We start from the raw sequence: 16,072 nt of genomic DNA on the forward strand, positions 1-16,072 counted from the left end.
GTCACTCATGCGGGAGCGCAGCAAGAATGCGGTCCGCCCCCAGTGCCACCAGTTTGGCAGCCAGTGCCTGGCCCAAAGCTTCCGGTTGCTCAGCAGGGCCTTGGACCGATTCGCGCAAAAATTCCTTGCCGTCAATGCTCGCAACAAAACCGGTCATCTGGAGCGTATCGCCATGTTGCTGGGCAAAAGCGCCCAACGGTACCTGGCAGCTTCCTGCCAGGGCGCGGCTCATGCCGCGTTCTGCTTCCACGCAGGCTGCAGTTTCGGGATGATTGAGCGGCGCCAGCACCTTCAGCAGGTCAAGGCGTTCAGCGTTGATCTCGATACCCAGTGCGCCCTGCCCGACGGCGGGGATGCTGTTGTCGGGATCAATCGATTCCCGGATGCGAGATGCCAGTCCCAGGCGCTTCAGGCCGGCAGCGGCGAGGATGATGGCGGCGTACTGACCTTCGTCCAGTTTGCGCAAGCGGGTCTGCAGGTTGCCGCGCAGCGATTCCACCTTGAGGCCGGGAAACCGTGCCTGCAATTGGCTCTGGCGGCGCAGGCTGGAGGTGCCGACAATGCTGCCTGCAGGCAGGGAGGCCAGGTTGGGGTAATCATTGGAAACGAACGCATCGCGCGGGTCATCGCGCTCGCTGATCGCGGCCAGGGCAAAGCCGGGCGGCAAATGCATGGGCACGTCCTTCATGGAATGCACGGCGAGGTCGGCACGGCCGTCCGCCAGTGCTTGCTCCAGCTCCTTGACGAACAAGCCCTTGCCGCCGATACGGGCCAGGGGTGAATCCAGGATCTGGTCGCCTGTGGTTGTCATGCCGAGGATGGTGACCTCGGTTTCCGGATACAAGGTTTGCAAACGGCCCTGGATGTATTGGGCCTGCCACATGGCCAATGCGCTTTCGCGCGAGGCGATCACCAGTGTCTTGGGAGCGTTCATGGGGAAGTCGGGCAGGCCGGCATAATGGCCGCCTGCCGGTTTGTCATTATAAAGCGCTATCTTAGCATGTCCGGTCTTGCTTTTAGATCAGAGGGAGCCTAATGCGAGACCAGCTTGCGCAGCAGGTGATACTGCCGCCGGCTGACGGCGACAGTCTCCGGAACGTCCTTGAGGATGGCGTGCCACCTGCTTTCGCCGTTATTGTTGCGTTTCTCATAGCCCCTGATGCTGGCTTGCGCCACCAGGCAATTGCGATGGAGGCGTAGGAAGAGGTGTCCCAGCTCCTGTTCCAGGCTGGTGAGCGACTCCTCGATCAGGTACTCCTGCAACCGAGTGCGCAAGGTGACATACTTGAGCTCGGCACGCAGGTAGATGACCTCGTGCACCGGGATGAGAAGAATGCGGCCATGATCGCTGACGCTGAAATGCGTGCGTGCGCGCTGCAATGGCCTGAGTGCTTCGAGCTGGGCTGGCAGCAGCACGCGGGCTTTGTGGAGCGCAGATGCAAGACGTTCCTGCCGAATAGGCTTGAGCAAATAGTCGACGGCATTCATTTCGAATGCCTGGATGGCATAGCCGTCGAACGCGGTAGTGAAAATGATGGCCGGCGGCTGGGCCAGCTTTTGCGCATGGCTGGCGGCTTCTATGCCATCCATGCTGGGCATGCGGATATCGAGCAGTAACACGTGGGGCTGGAGCTGTTGGGCCAGATCAAGCGCCTCGTTGCCATGCCTGGCCTCGCCCACCAGTGCCACGCCTGGGATATCGGCGAGCAGGTCGCGCAAGCGGTTGCGAGCTGGCGGCTCGTCATCGGCAATCACGACATTGAGCAGGGAGCCACTCATGATACGGTCCTGTTGCGGTAAGGGATGATGATATGCACGGTAAATTCGTTGCCATCCTGGCGGATGGTGAGACGTGCTTCAGCGTCGAAATGCAGTTGCAGACGCTCTCGGATGTTACCCAATGCCATGCGGTTGCCCTGATGATTGCCCGAGCCGGGCCGGTAGGGATTGCGTAGCCGGATATGCAGCTCATCGCGCGTGCGGCTGAACTGGATGACGATGGTGCCACCTGCATCCAGTGGCTCGATGCCATGGTAGACGGCGTTTTCCAGCAGAGGTTGCAGGATGAGCGGGGGAATCATGGCGTCCGGTGGCATTTCGTCGACTTGCCAATCAACACTCAGGCGGTTTTCCAGGCGAAGTTTCTCCAGTGCCAGGTATTGCCTGCACAAGGCCAGCTCTTGCGCCAAAGGTACCAGCTCGCGGTTGTCCGCCATCAAGACACGGAACAGGTCGGCCATGTCCATTAACGCGGTTTCCGCCCGCCGACTATCGCTGCGTACGATGGAAAGCACAGCGTTGATGCTATTGAAGAGAAAATGCGGACGTATTCTGGCTTGCAAGGCTTGTAAACGGGCTTCTGAGATCGCAGGCGTCAGGGCGCGCTGGCGCAGTTGCAGGTAGGTCAGCGTGATGATCGCAATGCCCGCAGTCAGTGTCATGCTGCGCAAGGGGCTACCAGGCAATTCGATATTGAGTGCATGGACGGCTGTCATGTGGGCCAGCAGGCTGAGTGCCGTAGGCACCAGGCCTGCCATCGTGTAGCTAAGGATGGCATCAAGCCTAGCCAGCCAGGGCTGCAACGCATACAGCACCAACAGGCTTGCCAGGAGCACGGGTTGCATGAAGGCGCACCAGCGCGTGAAGCTTGGCAGCCATTCTGCCAGGGTGGCGATGCTGGCCAATGAAGCGAACAAGCCCATCAGGTTGGCAACCACCAGGATGCGCAGGCAGATGCCGAGATTGCGGAAGTCGGGCAGCTTCGCGGAATGAATGGCGTTTTGCTTTATAATGGCCATGGTTTAGCGCACTATTTCCACACTTATCGGTATCGTGAGTTCATCACGCAACATCATGACAGAAAAGTCCAATCACTTGAATCAACCCTCTTCCAAAACCTGGTCCGGACGTTTCAACGAGCCCGTGGCCGAGCTGGTCAAGCAATATACCGCTTCGGTGGGCTTCGACTATCGGCTGGCGGAATACGATATCCAGGGATCGCTGGCGCATGCCCGCATGCTTGGTGCCCAGGGCATCATCAGCCAGGATGACGTGGCCCAGATAGAGCAGGGCCTGGGCGAGATTATGGACGAGATCCGCAATGGCGAATTCGCCTGGCTGCTGGATCTTGAAGATGTACATCTCAATATCGAGAAACGCCTGACAGACAAGATCGGTGATGCAGGTAAGCGCTTGCATACGGGGCGTTCTCGCAACGACCAGGTAGCGACCGATATCCGCCTCTGGTTGCGTTCAATGGTGGATGATGCCTTGAGCCGCCTTCGCAAATTGCAGGCCTCGCTGGTGGCGCTCGCGGAACAGCACGCCGATACCGTGATGCCCGGGTTCACGCATTTGCAGGTGGCCCAGCCCGTGACCTTCGGCCATCATCTGCTGGCCTATTTCGAGATGCTGCAGCGCGATGCGGAACGCCTGGTGGATGCCCGCAAGCGTATCAATCGCCTGCCACTGGGCGCGGCGGCACTGGCTGGCACCAGCTATCCCATAGACCGTGAGCGCGTTGCACATGAGCTCGGGTTCGAGGCGGTTTGTGAAAACTCGCTGGACGCGGTATCTGACCGCGATTTCGCGATCGAATTTACCGCGGCGGCGGCATTGATCATGACGCACTTGTCCCGCCTCTCTGAAGAGCTGATACTCTGGTCCAGCCCGCGCTTCGGCTTTATCGACATTGCCGATCGCTTCTGCACCGGTTCGTCCATCATGCCGCAGAAGAAGAACCCGGATGTGCCGGAGCTGGTGCGCGGCAAGACCGGGCGCGTCAACGGACATCTCGTCGCGTTGTTGACCTTGATGAAGAGCCAGCCGCTGGCCTACAACAAGGATAACCAGGAAGACAAGGAACCATTGTTCGATACAGTGGATACCTTGCTGGTGACGCTGGAAATCTACGCGGATATGCTGCGCGGGATCAAGGTCAACAAGGACGCGATGCGCCTGGCGGCGGCAGAGGGTTTTGCTACCGCTACCGACCTGGCCGACTATCTGGTGAAGAAAGGCATGCCGTTCCGAGATGCGCACGAAGTGGTGGCGCTGGCGGTGCGCCATGCCGTGGAACAGGGCTGCGACCTGGCCGACCTTTCCTTGTCGCAATTGCAAAAATTTAGTCCCGAGATTGCCGAAGATGTATATGGGGTACTGACGCTGGAAGGCTCGCTGGCCAGCCGCAACCATCGCGGCGGCACGGCGCCAGCGCAGGTGCGTGAGGCATTGAAGCGTGCCCGGGCCTTGCTCGGGTGACAAATACCTGAACGATTGGCGAAAGCCCCGCTTGCGGGGCTTTGGGGTTTCTACTGTTCCGTCGCCTGATCAAGCATGCTGGCGCCCACCACCCGGTTGCGCCCACTGTTTTTTGCCCGGTACAAGGCCTGGTCTGTACGTCCGATGATGGCGTCGGCCGGTTCACCTGCCTTGCGCTCGGCGACACCAGCGCTGAAAGTGATGAGGATATGGCTGTCATTGTGCAGGAAAATTTTCCGTGTCAGCTCCCGTTGCGCGCGCATAATGACACTGATTGCGTCCTGCTCCGCAGTGCCGGGCAGGAGAATGATGAACTCTTCGCCGCCATAGCGTGCGATCACATCCGTTGTGCGCAGCGACTCCTTGATGACCGAGGCAAGGTGCGCCAGGGCCTGGTCGCCGGTGGCATGGCCAAGATTGTCATTAATCTGCTTGAAATGGTCGATATCCATCATGGCGATGCTGAGCGGCATGCCGAACCGGTCAGCCCGGTTGAGTTCCCTCACCAGTGCCTCATCCATCCCGCGGCGGTTCAAGGTGCCGGTCAGGTAATCCTCATGCGCGATTTCATTGATGCGGTCTAGTTGCAGGGTCAGTTCGTAGATTTGCTTTTCTGCTTCCCTTACTTTGCTTTCCGCCTCCATGATCTTGTTGCGGGAGTGTTGTGTCATGCTGCTGATGACCTGGGTATCTTCAAGCAGGCGGCTTAATACATGGTTGAGGTCCTGTATTTCGTCACTATGGCTGATTTCATCGCGATAGCCATTCAGCTTGCTTTGGTAATCGTCTGTTGCCAGGGTAATTTCCGCCAATTGTGCCACGAATATCTCTGCCATTTTCTTCAGTGTCTTCTTGGCCTCGATCAGCCCCGGCCGTAATTGGCCCTGCATGAAGATGAGGTCTTTCAGCGTATCCTCAGCCTTTGACAATGAGTCCAGATTCAATGGCTGGGTCAGAATTTCGCGCACTGCCGCCGTCGGGCCCTGAAGCCATTGTTCTTCCAGCACCAAGGCCTCCATGCTCACGACCAGCAGTCGCAGCAGATGCAGCAGCCGTAATTGCAGCTGGCTCTGGGTATCCAAGTGCATTTCCAGGCTAAACAGGATGTTTTTCAATGCGGTTTCCAAGGCCAGGATGTCTTCTCGGCTTTGCGCCAGCTGTGCTTCTTGCAGCAAGGCGTTTGCACGCGCCTGGGCATCGGGGACTTCCTGTAGTTGGGGTATGACTACCAGGTCTAGCGTCCTGATCAGCATGTTGCGCCAGAGCGTCACGAGGCCAGCCCTGTCTTGTGTTGTGGCGGCGGCCGGTGCGACGTGTCTGGACAAATCTGTCAGCAGCTGCAGCAGCGCAGTTTCCAGGCGGTTCCAATCCTCTGTTTCAAGGAGGTTGAGGATGTGGTTGATGCGAGTGCCGTAGGGGGGATGCTGTATGCCAACTTCCTTGAGCACGTTGCTCAATAGCCGGCCTATGGCCACTGCGCTATCTTCCGTGGCAGCCCGGCCATCAATGGCATAATAGACTTTGCGATAATTATCGGGTGTTGGCGCTATCCGGCTCTTGGCAAGCTGAATAAGGGTTTGTCGTGCAGTTTCAACTGACTTTTTATGTTGATCCATGGCCTGACCCAAGTTGTAGGTTTCCCCTGATGTTCTGGGCAAGGCTGGCAATGCTCACCCTCATGCCTGACAGTCATGCCCTTCCAGAATCGCTGTATTCTAATACAGAGTTTGTCCTACAAAGTGAAACTTAGTGTGAGACAGTCAATCCAGGAACAGTTGCAGCAGTTCATTCAGGAAGCGTTGTCCCAGCAATGTGGGGGCAATGCGCTCCTGGCCTACGTCCAATAACCCTTTTTGAACAGCATGTTGCAGCGTATGGGCAATGCTTTCCAGCGGCAGGCCGGTGCGTAGCTCGAAAAGTGCGGGTGCAAAGCCGCCGGTGAGCCGCAAGGCGTTCATCATGAACTCGAAGGGCAGTTCATGCCTGGCAATCTGCCATTGGTGCTCCACGGCATTGCCTCGGCTGGCATGTTCCAGGTAGCGTTTGGGATGTTTGTGGCGGCTTTCGCGCGTGATGCGGTCATGGAAGCTCAGTTTGCTATGTGCGCCGGCCCCGATGCCCAGGTAATCGCCGAACAGCCAATAATTGCGGTTGTGGCGGCACTGCTTGCCATGTTGCGCAAACGCCGAGGTTTCGTAATGCTCGTAGCCATGCCGGCCCAGCAGGTCTTCTATCGCTTCCTGCATGGCGGCACTGGTGTCGTCGTCCGGCAATGCAGGCGGAGTACGGTGAAACGGCGTATTGGGTTCCAGCGTCAGATGGTAGAACGACAGGTGTGCGGGTTGGAGGCTGCAGGCGCGTTGCGCGTCGGCCAGGGCATGTTCCAGGTGTTGTCCGGGCAATGCGTACATGACGTCCAGGTTGACGGAATCAAAGGTCTGCAGAGCGAGATCGGCAGCGGCCATGGCCTGTGCCTCATCATGGATGCGCCCGAGTTTCTGCAGATAGGTACTGTCGAAACTCTGAATGCCAAGCGAGAGCCGGTTGACGCCTGCCGCGCGGTATCCGCGGAAATGGGCGGCATCCACGGTGCCCGGATTGGCTTCCAGCGTGACCTCGCAATCCACGCTCAAGGGCACGAGAGCCCGCACATTGCTGAGGATGCGGTCGATCGCCTTGGGCGAGAACAGGCTGGGTGTGCCGCCGCCGAAGAAAATACTGTGCACGCGACGTCCCCAGATGCGTGGTACCGACTGCTCTAGGTCTGCAATCAACGCATCGACATAGGCTGCTTCTGGAATCTCGGTGCGCGACTCGTGCGAATTGAAATCGCAATAAGGGCACTTGCGCACACACCATGGGATATGGATGTAAAGCGACAACGGCGGGGGCTGGGTTGGCGCCGAGGCAAGCATTTCTGCAGGTGCTGGCTGCCCAGGGGGAGCGCTAATCGTCTTGATTGCTATGGTTGTGCTGATAGGGATTCACCAGTTCGTCAATCAGGCGATGCAGTGCTTCGCGCATTTGTGCCTCGGACACTTCCATCAATAGGCCGTCCTCCAGGGCATCTTGGGCGATCTGCCTGATTTCGTCGAAGTTCTCGGTCATGACTTTGACTTTTTCCGTGCAGGAAACGACGCTGCCGTCGTCTCGCAACCACTTAGGCCAGTTTCCGCTCATGACGCTAATCTTTCCAGTTGCTGCACAAGCTTGGCCAGTGCATGCCCGCGATGGCTGATGCGGTTCTTGATTTCGGCCGACAGTTCCGCTGCGGTTTGTCCGGTCTTGGCATCCAGGAATAACGGGTCGTAGCCAAAGCCGCCGCTACCTCGCGGCGCAGTAAGGATTTCGCCGTGCCAGGCACCCTCTGCGATCAATGGTTGCGGATCATCTGCATGGCGAACCAGGACCATCACGCAATAGTAGTAGGCATGCCGGTCATGCACGCCATCCAGGCTTTGCAGCAGTTTCTGGTTGTTGCGCTCGTCGGACTTGGGTTCGCCAGCATAACGTGCGGAATGGACGCCCGGCGCACCCTGCAAGGCATTGACGCAGATACCGGAATCATCGGCCAGAGCCGGGAGGCCGGTATAGCGGCTGGCATGGCGCGCCTTGGCCAGAGCGTTCTCGATGAAAGTCACGAACGGTTCTTCCGCCTCCGGCACATTGAGCGCGGATTGCGGCAGTACCTCAATCGACAGCGGCGCGAGCAAAGTCTGGATTTCCTTCAGCTTGCCCTGGTTGCCGCTGGCGATCACCAGTTTCTGGAAAGGCATTCCCATCATTATAGCCCCAGCGCTTCCTTCTGTTTGAGCAACAGGGTGCGGATGCCGCTTTCGGCCAGCTCCAGCATGCGGTTCATAGCTGCGCGCTGAAACGGCTCGCCTTCTGCGGTGCCCTGGATTTCGACAAAGCCGCCGCTGCCGGTCATGACCACGTTCATGTCGGTATCGCAGGCGGAATCCTCAATGTAATCCAAATCCAGGACTGGCGTGCCCTGATAGACACCTACCGAGATCGCGGCCACGGCATCGCGCAGGGGTGACTCTTGAATCATGTCGTTTGCCAGCATGAAACCAACGGCATCATGCAGGGCGACATAGGCACCGGTGATACTCGCGGTACGCGTGCCCCCGTCTGCCTGGATCACGTCGCAATCAAGGTGAATAGTGCGCTCGCCCAACTTCCCGAGGTCGATGACGGCGCGCAGGCTGCGCCCGATCAGGCGCTGGATTTCCTGGGTGCGGCCCGACTGCTTGCCTCGCGCTGCTTCGCGATCCATGCGGCTACCGGTAGAGCGGGGCAGCATGCCGTATTCCGCAGTTGTCCAGCCCTGATTCCTCCCGCGCAGGAAGGGCGGAACCTTGTCTTCGACGCTGGCGGTGCACAATACATGAGTGTCGCCAAACTTGACCAGCACCGACCCTTCCGCATGCTTGGTGTAATGGCGGATGATCTCGACTTCTCTTAGCTGGTCTGGAGCGCGGTTGCTGGGACGCATGATGTTTCCTGAAATTGCAAAGTGCATATTATATGCGATGGCCAGGGTAAGCGTGACGATTGCCACGGCCTGCTGCTTAGTCCTGAGCGGTGGCTATGGGTTCAATATTTGCTGCGCTTGATTGCTGCGTTGATTTCCGCGATAGCGCGCTCGATATCTTCTTCATCCAGATCTGCAGCCCGCGCCGCCGAGCTGCTGGCTGCCGGCGCTGCCAAGCCCAGGATGGTGTGGGACTGAGCCAGCGACATGTCAAGCGTGGAGATGGTCAGGGGCTGTTCAGCCTTGGTTTCCCATTGCACGCCGATGGCGCTCAGGTTGTCCATGTCCTTGCCTCCCAGTCTTTCTGCCGCATCCAGCAGGCTGGGTACGCTGTGGGCGACGCCAAGGCCATTGTTGAGGATATCCTGCATGCGTTCATCACTGAGCTGGGCCCACAGGCCGTCGCTGCAGAGCAGTATCTGGTCGCCGGCTTTCAGGGGAGAAGGGGGGGCGATGTCGATAGTGGGCAGCAATTCACTGCCCAGGCAGTTGTATATCTTGTTGCGGTCGGGGTGCTGCAGCATGGATTTCGCATCCAGCTTGCCCTGTTGCAGCATCAACTGGACGACCGAATGATCTTCGGTGCGGAACAACCGCTTGCCGTTGCGAAAATGATAGAGCCGTGAGTCGCCCACATGGGCGCAATAGAGCGTTTGGTGTTGCAGAATGCCGACGACCAGGGTGGTCTTGGGTGTTTCTGGCAATTCGCGGTTTTTTGCCAGCTGGTGGATGGCCTCATGCAATTTCATGATCTCGGTTTCCAGAAATGCCACTACATCAGGCAGCTCCGGCTGGGCTGCGCGCTGGAATGCGCTGGTCAGCATTGTGACCGCGAGCTGGGCGGCAACTTCGCCACGCTGGTGCCCGCCCATGCCGTCAGCAAGGACCAGCAACAAGGCATTCTTGCTATAGGAGTAAGCAACGCGGTCCTGGTTGACAAGCCTTCCTCCGCTGCGGCTGCTCTGGTGTATCGTGAATTTCATGGTGGTTCAGCCTGTTCTATATCAATCGCGGGTGAACAATGTAGAGATTTTGTGTAGCCAGCCATGGCGTACCGGCAGCGGCGTTTCATCCAGCAAGGATTTCTGCAAGGCAAATACGCTGGGAGGGCGGTCCATGTAATCCAAGGCCATGCAGTTGTCGATGATCTCCAGCAGGTTGGGCGAATATCTGCCTTTGCCCAGCCGCGCTGCAGGCACCAGCTGATCCTTCTTGACGCGTTGATCCGCAGCTTGTGGTGCCGCTTGGAGCAAGCAAGCATACATGCTGGCGCCTATGCTGTAGACATCGCTCCAAGGGCCCAGCTGCTTGCGGTCCCCATACTGCTCTGGTGAGGCAAAGCCCGGGGTATAGCTAGGCGGCAAGGCGTTGGATGCTTCGTTGAGCGCCATGCGGGCAGAGCCGAAATCCAGCAATACGGGAGAACCATCCAGTCGGATATAAATGTTGGCAGGCTTGATGTCGAGGTGCAGCAGCTTCTGCGCGTGCACCTCGCGCAGCCCATTGAGCAACTGGCCGAACACGCTGCGCAGCATGGTTTCCGGCAATGGCGTGTCGCGCGCCAGCACATATTCCTGCAAAGACTTTCCGCGTTCATACCGCATTACCATGTAGACGGTATCATTGGCACGGAAAAAGTTCTGCACGCGCACGATGTTCTTGTGTTCAATATTGGCTAGTGCGCGACCTTCCTCGAAAAAGCATTTCAGTCCGAAGCGGAATCCTGCGGCGGCTTCATTGGTCGGAATACGTACCTGGTCTCCCTCCTTGCGCAATGCGAGCATGTTGGGAAGGTACTCCTTGATGGCAACTGTGGTGTTGTTCTCCAGGTCGCGTGCAATATAGACAAAGCTGAATCCGCCAGCACTGAGAAGCTTTTTGATTTCATATCCCTGCAATTGGTAGCCTGGCGGCAGGGCAAGGTTCTGGTTGGCGGACATGGGCTGGTGAATGATGAGAGACAAGGGTAAAACCTATAATTTGCAGGCTATTCTGTCATGAAACCCTCTGGATTTGATACCATGGGCCAAATTTAATCAGGAATTGCCATCAATATGATTTTCAGCATGACGGGTTATGCCTCGCTGGAGCAAGAGGTGAGCCATGGTGTTCTGGTGCTAGAACTGCGCTCGGTCAATCATCGCTACCTCGAATTACAACTCAAGCTGGATGACAATGTGCGCATGTTCGAACCACAGGTGCGCGAGCTGATCGGCCAGCGCCTCAAGCGTGGCAAGGTGGAATGCCGCATCAGCCTGGCTCAGCGTGATACCGAGCAACGGCAAGTGCAACTGGATGATACGGTATTGCAGCAATTAGCACAGATGATGGTCAGCGTGCAGCGCCATTTTCCGGAAAGCCGGCCCTTGAGCGTGGCGGACATTCTGCGATGGCCGGGGGTAGTGTCGAGTGAAGGGATAGACCACGAAGCCCTGTCGATCGCCATTCGTGAAAGCCTGATGAAGCTGGTGCAGCAGATGACCGAAGCACGCGCACGCGAGGGCGCCAAGCTCAAGGCCATCATTGTCGACCGCCTGGCGGAAATGGAAACTCTGGTTGACAGGGTGCGTCCCTTGCTTCCTGAGCAGGTCAATATCTACCGGGAGCGCCTTTATGGCAAATTGCAGGATGCGATGGGTTCGGCGGATGATGAGCGTATCCGCCAGGAGCTCACCATCTTTGCCCAGCGTATTGATGTTGATGAGGAGCTGAGCCGCCTGGGCGCGCATATAGAGGAAGTCAAGCGCATTCTCGAGGCGGGCAGCCCGGCAGGTAAGCAGCTGGATTTCCTCATGCAGGAATTGAACCGCGAGGCCAATACGCTGGCTTCCAAGTCTGTTTCCACCGAAGTATCACAGGCCGCCATGGCACTCAAGCTGCTGATCGAGCAAATGCGCGAGCAGGTGCAGAACATAGAATAGCTGTCCCGATTATCCTGGCACAGGCAATGCCTGACCATGAACCTCATCGATCCGGAACTTAAGCAATGCGCGATTTCAGATATTCCTTTTTTGTCACTTTCCTCTGCCTCGGGCTGGCTGCGCTATGGGGGTATCAAAGCAAGGGTGGGCTGGTCGGCATCTGGCCTGCACTCAGCGTGGCATTGATACTCGGCATCATGGAAGTCAGCCTGTCTTTCGACAATGCTGTGGTGAATGCCTCTATCCTCAAGGAAATGGATGAGAAGTGGCGGCACATCTTTCTGACCGTAGGCATCCTGATTGCCGTGTTCGGCGTGCGCCTGCTGTTCCCTCTGCTGCTGGTGGCTGCAGCCACTGACCAGGGGTTGCTGGATGTGGCCGATATGGCCATCAATAATCCGGTGCTGTACGCCGACTACCTCGATGACGGCCATACCGCGATTGCGGCCTTCGGTGGTTCCTTCCTGTTCCTGGTGTTCCTGAGCTTCCTGCTGGACCCGGAAAAAGAGTTGCATTGGCTGGGGCGCTTGGAGGCGGCTTTCGGCAAGCTGGGCAGCCTGGAGTCGATTAAGATCATCCTCATTCTGCTGATTCTGCTGAGCCTGCAGAATTTCTTGCCCATCTCGCAGGCAGAGCGCCTGACTATTCTGCTGGCAGGACTGAGTGGTGTGGTGCTGTATGTGTTCATCGACAGCTTGAGCGGGTTCTTTTCCTCGCAGGCCGAGGGCGACGCTTTTGCCAAGACGGCGAAGCGCAACGGTGCGATGGGTTTTCTTTATCTGGAAATACTCGACGCCTCATTCTCGTTCGACGGCGTGATCGGTGCGTTTGCGATTACCCGCGATGTGGTGATCATTATGCTGGGTTTGACCATAGGTGCGATGTTCGTGCGCTCCATGACCGTACGCCTGGTGTACAAGGGTACGCTCGACAACTATGTTTATCTGGAACATGGCGCCCATTATGCGATAGGCGTCCTCGGTCTAGTCATGTTCTACACCATCTACCGGCCCGTGCCTGAGGTGGTGAGCGGGCTGATCGGCGTGGTGTTCATCATCGCGGCATTGTTGTCATCCATTTTCTACAAGCGCAGGCTGGCGCATCGGGTCTGATTTCTTAAAAGTCTGTGGACGGAACATTCATGCTATGAAAGGCAATCTATTCATCATCACCGCGCCATCAGGCGCCGGGAAAACCTCTCTGGTGCGCGCATTGCTAGACGGTGACGAGCATATCAAGCTCTCTGTCTCCCATACCACGCGCAAGCCTCGGCCCGGCGAGGAGGACGGCGTGCATTACCATTTTGTTGAGGAGGCCAGGTTCGTGGAGCTGCTCAACCATGGTGATTTTCTCGAAAGCGCGCAGGTGCACGGTGCTTATTACGGTACATCGCAGTCGACGGTAAATTCCGCACTGGCGGAAGGATATGACCTGATTCTGGAAATCGACTGGCAGGGTGCGCAGCAGGTGCGCAGCCTATATGCCGACGCCATCAGCATCTTCATCCTACCGCCTTCGATGGAGGCGTTGGAACAACGCTTGAACAACCGTGCGCAGGATAGTGCCGAAGTCATTGCGCGCAGGCTTGCTGCAGCCAGGGAAGAGATGCGCCACGTGACAGAATTTGACTATGTTACAATCAACGACAGATTCGAACATGCACTGGAAGACCTGCGGGCCATTATCCGCAGCCAGCGGTTGCGGCGTGAAAAGCAGCTCATCCGTTATCAGGATGTGGTGCAGAAACTGCTTTAGCCCGCTTCCGGTCTATGTAGATGACATGACAACATTCAGGAGATATTCATAACATGGCACGTATTACTGTTGATGATTGTCTGGAAAAGATACCCAACCGTTTCCAGCTGACCTTGGTGGCCGCTTACCGCGCCCGCCAGCTCGCCAATGGCGCGGAGCCGCTCGTGAATGTGCACGGCAGCAAGGACAAGCCCACTGTGCTGGCATTGCGTGAGATTGCAGCAGGCAAGGTCGGCTTGGAAGTGCTTAACCGCGGGCATGCCTGATCGCACGACAAAGTAGTGAATGCGAGCTGGTGATGCAGCCGGGTGATGCCGGATCATGCTTCCGGGTTGGCGACCATGTAGAACAGAATGATGACTGGAATTTATGCCTAAGACCGCAGCCAAAAGACCAGCCGAACCAACTTCACCCCCTCCTTTGCTGCCAGCCGACAGCGAAGACTCCCAGCTCACCCTGCGCCTGCGGGAATACCTCAAGCAAGATGACATAGACCACATCTGGGATGCCTACCGTTTTAGTGCGGCGGCACATGAGGGCCAGGTGCGTCGCAGCGGTGAGCCCTATGTCACTCATCCCGTCAGCGTTGCGGGCATCCTTGCCGAGCTGCATCTTGATCCTCCCACCCTGATCGCCGCCTTGCTGCACGATGTGGTCGAGGATACCGGCGTTACCAAGCAGGAGATTAGTGACAGGTTCGGCAAGCAGGTTGCCGAACTTGTAGACGGTCTATCCAAGCTCGACAAGATAGAATTCCAGAGTGCGACCCAGGCGCAGGCGGAGAATTTCCGCAAAATGCTCCTGGCAATGTCGCAGGATGTACGCGTGATCCTGGTCAAGCTCGCTGACCGACTGCACAACATGAGCACGCTCGACGTCATGAAGCCGGAGAAGCAGCGTCGTATTGCGCGCGAAACGCTGGATATCTATGCGCCGATTGCCAACCGGCTCGGACTGAACGAAATTTACCAGACGCTTGAGGATCTGAGTTTCAAGTATCTCTATCCCATGAGGCACCGCGTGATCTCCAAGGCGGTCATGGCGGCACGCGGCAACCGCAAGGAAGTGGTCGGCAAAATCCTAGATGCCATCAACCAGCGCCTGAAAGAGCAAAATATCGAAGCCGAAGTGACTGGCCGGGAAAAACACCTCTACAGCATCTACAAAAAGATGACGGGGAAGACCATCACGTTTTCACAAATCTACGATATCTACGGCTTTCGGGTCATCGTCCGTGACCTGCCGACCTGTTATGCTGCGCTAGGCGTGCTGCACGGACTCTACAAGCCCATTCCCGGCAAGTTCAAAGACTATATCGCCATTCCGAAGGCCAACGGCTATCAGTCCTTGCATACGACGCTGTTCGGCCCGTTCGGCACCCCGATAGAAATCCAGATCCGCAGCCGTGAAATGCATAACATTGCCGATGCAGGGGTTGCCGCGCACTGGCTGTACAAGACTACAGATGCCCATTTGACGGCTTTGCAGCAGCAGACGCACCAGTGGCTGCAGCGCCTGTTGGACATCCAGAGCGAAAGTACGGACTCGCTCGAGTTTCTCGAGCATTTCAAGGTGGACTTGTTCCCCGACGAGGTCTATGTTTTCACGCCCAAGGGCAATATCATGGCCTTACCCAAGGGCGCGACGGCAGTTGATTTTGCCTATGCGGTGCATACTGACATCGGCAATCGCTGTGTGGCGGTAAAAATCAACCAGGAGCTCGCTCCCTTGCGTACCGAGCTGCACAATGGCGACCATGTGGAAATCATTACCGCCGCCCATGCCCATCCCAACCCTGCATGGCTCAATTATGTGCTGACTGGCAAGGCGCGTGCCCATATCCGGCATTACCTCAAGTCCATGCAGTCTACCGAGTCGGCCTTGCTGGGCGAGCGCATGCTGAACCAGGCCCTGCGTGCGCTGCACGCGAATCCTGCGGAGATTGATGAGTCGGCCTGGCAACGCCTGGTCAGGGATTATGGCGCCAAGAGCAAGGACGAAATCCTTGCGGACATCGGCATGGGCAAGCGCCTGAATGTGATGGTGGCGCACCAGTTGATGGCGCAAGCCGGACAGCAGGACGCCGTGACAGAGCAGCAGAAAGCGCCTGCCAAGATACTGGACACGATTACGATCCGCGGTTCTGAAGGCATGGCGGTACAGTTTGCGCAATGCTGTCGCCCCATTCCCGGCGATCCCATTCTGGGTTTTATCAACAAGGACAAGGGGCTGGTGATCCATACGCACGATTGCCCTGCAATACGCAAATTCCGCCTTGACCCCGACAAATGGCTGGATGTGGAATGGGATCCGCAGGGTCACAGACTGTACAAGGTCAGCCTCAAGCTGGTGGTGGCAAATCGCCGCGGCATGTTGGCGAAAATTGCCTCCGGCATTGCCGAGGCCGGCTCGAACATTGACAATGTCAGCATGGAAGAGGCGGACAATAGCACCTATACCAACATGAATTTCACGGTGCAGGTGGAGAATCGCGTGCACCTGGCCGAGTTGATGCGGCGCCTGCGCAAGATCCCGGATGTGGTGCGCATCAATCGCGTCAAGGGGTCCGGGGCCGAGCAACGGATCCAGTAGCGCT

Annotated in this window: 16 protein-coding genes; 6 read left to right on the forward strand and 10 right to left on the reverse strand. The window is 57.4% G+C overall.

Going from position 1 to position 16,072, the window contains the following annotated elements:
- Position 1: 1 nt before the first annotated feature.
- The 3 genes from hemC to MFLA_RS00180 form a co-directional block, all read right to left on the reverse strand.
- The gene (hemC, locus tag MFLA_RS00170; protein WP_011478403.1) at positions 2-934 is read right to left on the reverse strand and encodes a hydroxymethylbilane synthase; all 933 of its coding nucleotides are present in this window, start codon (positions 932-934) and stop codon (positions 2-4) included.
- A gap of 98 nt (positions 935-1,032) precedes the next feature.
- On the reverse strand, positions 1,033-1,779 hold the full coding sequence (locus MFLA_RS00175) for a LytR/AlgR family response regulator transcription factor (RefSeq protein WP_011478404.1): 747 nt from the start codon (positions 1,777-1,779) through the stop codon (positions 1,033-1,035).
- Positions 1,776-2,798: a sensor histidine kinase gene (locus MFLA_RS00180; protein WP_011478405.1), complete on the reverse strand. Its 1,023-nt coding sequence runs from the start codon at positions 2,796-2,798 to the stop codon at positions 1,776-1,778. The genes MFLA_RS00175 and MFLA_RS00180 overlap by 4 nt, the downstream gene beginning before the upstream one ends.
- 55 nt (positions 2,799-2,853) lie before the next feature.
- Here MFLA_RS00180 and argH point away from each other — a divergent pair, with 55 nt between their 5' ends.
- Complete coding sequence (gene argH, locus MFLA_RS00185; RefSeq protein WP_011478406.1) at positions 2,854-4,260, forward strand: argininosuccinate lyase; 1,407 nt, start codon at positions 2,854-2,856, stop codon at positions 4,258-4,260.
- Positions 4,261-4,310: 50 nt separating this feature from the next.
- Here argH and MFLA_RS00190 read toward each other — a convergent pair whose 3' ends face one another.
- From MFLA_RS00190 to MFLA_RS00220, 7 genes are all read right to left on the reverse strand, one after another.
- Positions 4,311-5,876, reverse strand: coding sequence for a sensor domain-containing diguanylate cyclase (locus MFLA_RS00190; protein WP_011478407.1), 1,566 nt, complete (start codon positions 5,874-5,876; stop codon positions 4,311-4,313).
- Between the two features lie 144 nt (positions 5,877-6,020).
- Positions 6,021-7,175, reverse strand: a complete 1,155-nt coding sequence (hemW, locus tag MFLA_RS00195) for a radical SAM family heme chaperone HemW (protein ID WP_011478408.1) — start codon at positions 7,173-7,175, stop codon at positions 6,021-6,023.
- A gap of 31 nt (positions 7,176-7,206) precedes the next feature.
- On the reverse strand, positions 7,207-7,440 hold the full coding sequence (locus tag MFLA_RS00200; protein ID WP_011478409.1) for a hypothetical protein: 234 nt from the start codon (positions 7,438-7,440) through the stop codon (positions 7,207-7,209).
- Entirely contained in the window at positions 7,437-8,042 is a 606-nt protein-coding gene (gene rdgB, locus MFLA_RS00205) for an RdgB/HAM1 family non-canonical purine NTP pyrophosphatase (protein WP_048811458.1), read from the reverse strand. The genes MFLA_RS00200 and rdgB overlap by 4 nt, the downstream gene beginning before the upstream one ends.
- A gap of 2 nt (positions 8,043-8,044) precedes the next feature.
- A complete protein-coding gene (rph, locus tag MFLA_RS00210; protein WP_011478411.1) occupies positions 8,045-8,761 on the reverse strand; it encodes a ribonuclease PH in 717 nt (238 codons plus the stop codon).
- 101 nt (positions 8,762-8,862) lie between these two features.
- Complete coding sequence (locus tag MFLA_RS00215) at positions 8,863-9,783, reverse strand: PP2C family protein-serine/threonine phosphatase (RefSeq protein WP_011478412.1); 921 nt, start codon at positions 9,781-9,783, stop codon at positions 8,863-8,865.
- A 21-nt stretch (positions 9,784-9,804) separates the two neighbouring features.
- Positions 9,805-10,740, reverse strand: a complete 936-nt coding sequence (locus MFLA_RS00220; protein WP_048811459.1) for a serine/threonine protein kinase — start codon at positions 10,738-10,740, stop codon at positions 9,805-9,807.
- A 114-nt stretch (positions 10,741-10,854) separates the two neighbouring features.
- On the opposite strand from MFLA_RS00220, the gene MFLA_RS00225 reads away from it, so the two are divergent.
- The 5 genes from MFLA_RS00225 to MFLA_RS00245 all read left to right on the forward strand — a co-directional run bounded on the left by MFLA_RS00225 (position 10,855) and on the right by MFLA_RS00245 (position 16,068).
- Complete coding sequence (locus MFLA_RS00225) at positions 10,855-11,721, forward strand: YicC/YloC family endoribonuclease (protein WP_011478414.1); 867 nt, start codon at positions 10,855-10,857, stop codon at positions 11,719-11,721.
- A 65-nt stretch (positions 11,722-11,786) separates the two neighbouring features.
- Positions 11,787-12,833 (forward strand): DUF475 domain-containing protein, encoded by a 1,047-nt coding sequence (locus tag MFLA_RS00230; RefSeq protein ID WP_011478415.1) that lies wholly within the window; start codon positions 11,787-11,789, stop codon positions 12,831-12,833.
- 34 nt (positions 12,834-12,867) lie between these two features.
- Positions 12,868-13,476 (forward strand): guanylate kinase, encoded by a 609-nt coding sequence (gmk, locus tag MFLA_RS00235; protein ID WP_011478416.1) that lies wholly within the window; start codon positions 12,868-12,870, stop codon positions 13,474-13,476.
- A 53-nt stretch (positions 13,477-13,529) separates the two neighbouring features.
- Complete coding sequence (gene rpoZ / locus MFLA_RS00240; RefSeq protein ID WP_011478417.1) at positions 13,530-13,742, forward strand: DNA-directed RNA polymerase subunit omega; 213 nt, start codon at positions 13,530-13,532, stop codon at positions 13,740-13,742.
- Between the two features lie 103 nt (positions 13,743-13,845).
- Positions 13,846-16,068, forward strand: a complete 2,223-nt coding sequence (locus MFLA_RS00245) for a RelA/SpoT family protein (protein ID WP_011478418.1) — start codon at positions 13,846-13,848, stop codon at positions 16,066-16,068.
- Positions 16,069-16,072 lie beyond the last annotated feature (4 nt).

The organism is Methylobacillus flagellatus KT, from assembly GCF_000013705.1.
Taxonomy (GTDB): domain Bacteria; phylum Pseudomonadota; class Gammaproteobacteria; order Burkholderiales; family Methylophilaceae; genus Methylobacillus; species Methylobacillus flagellatus.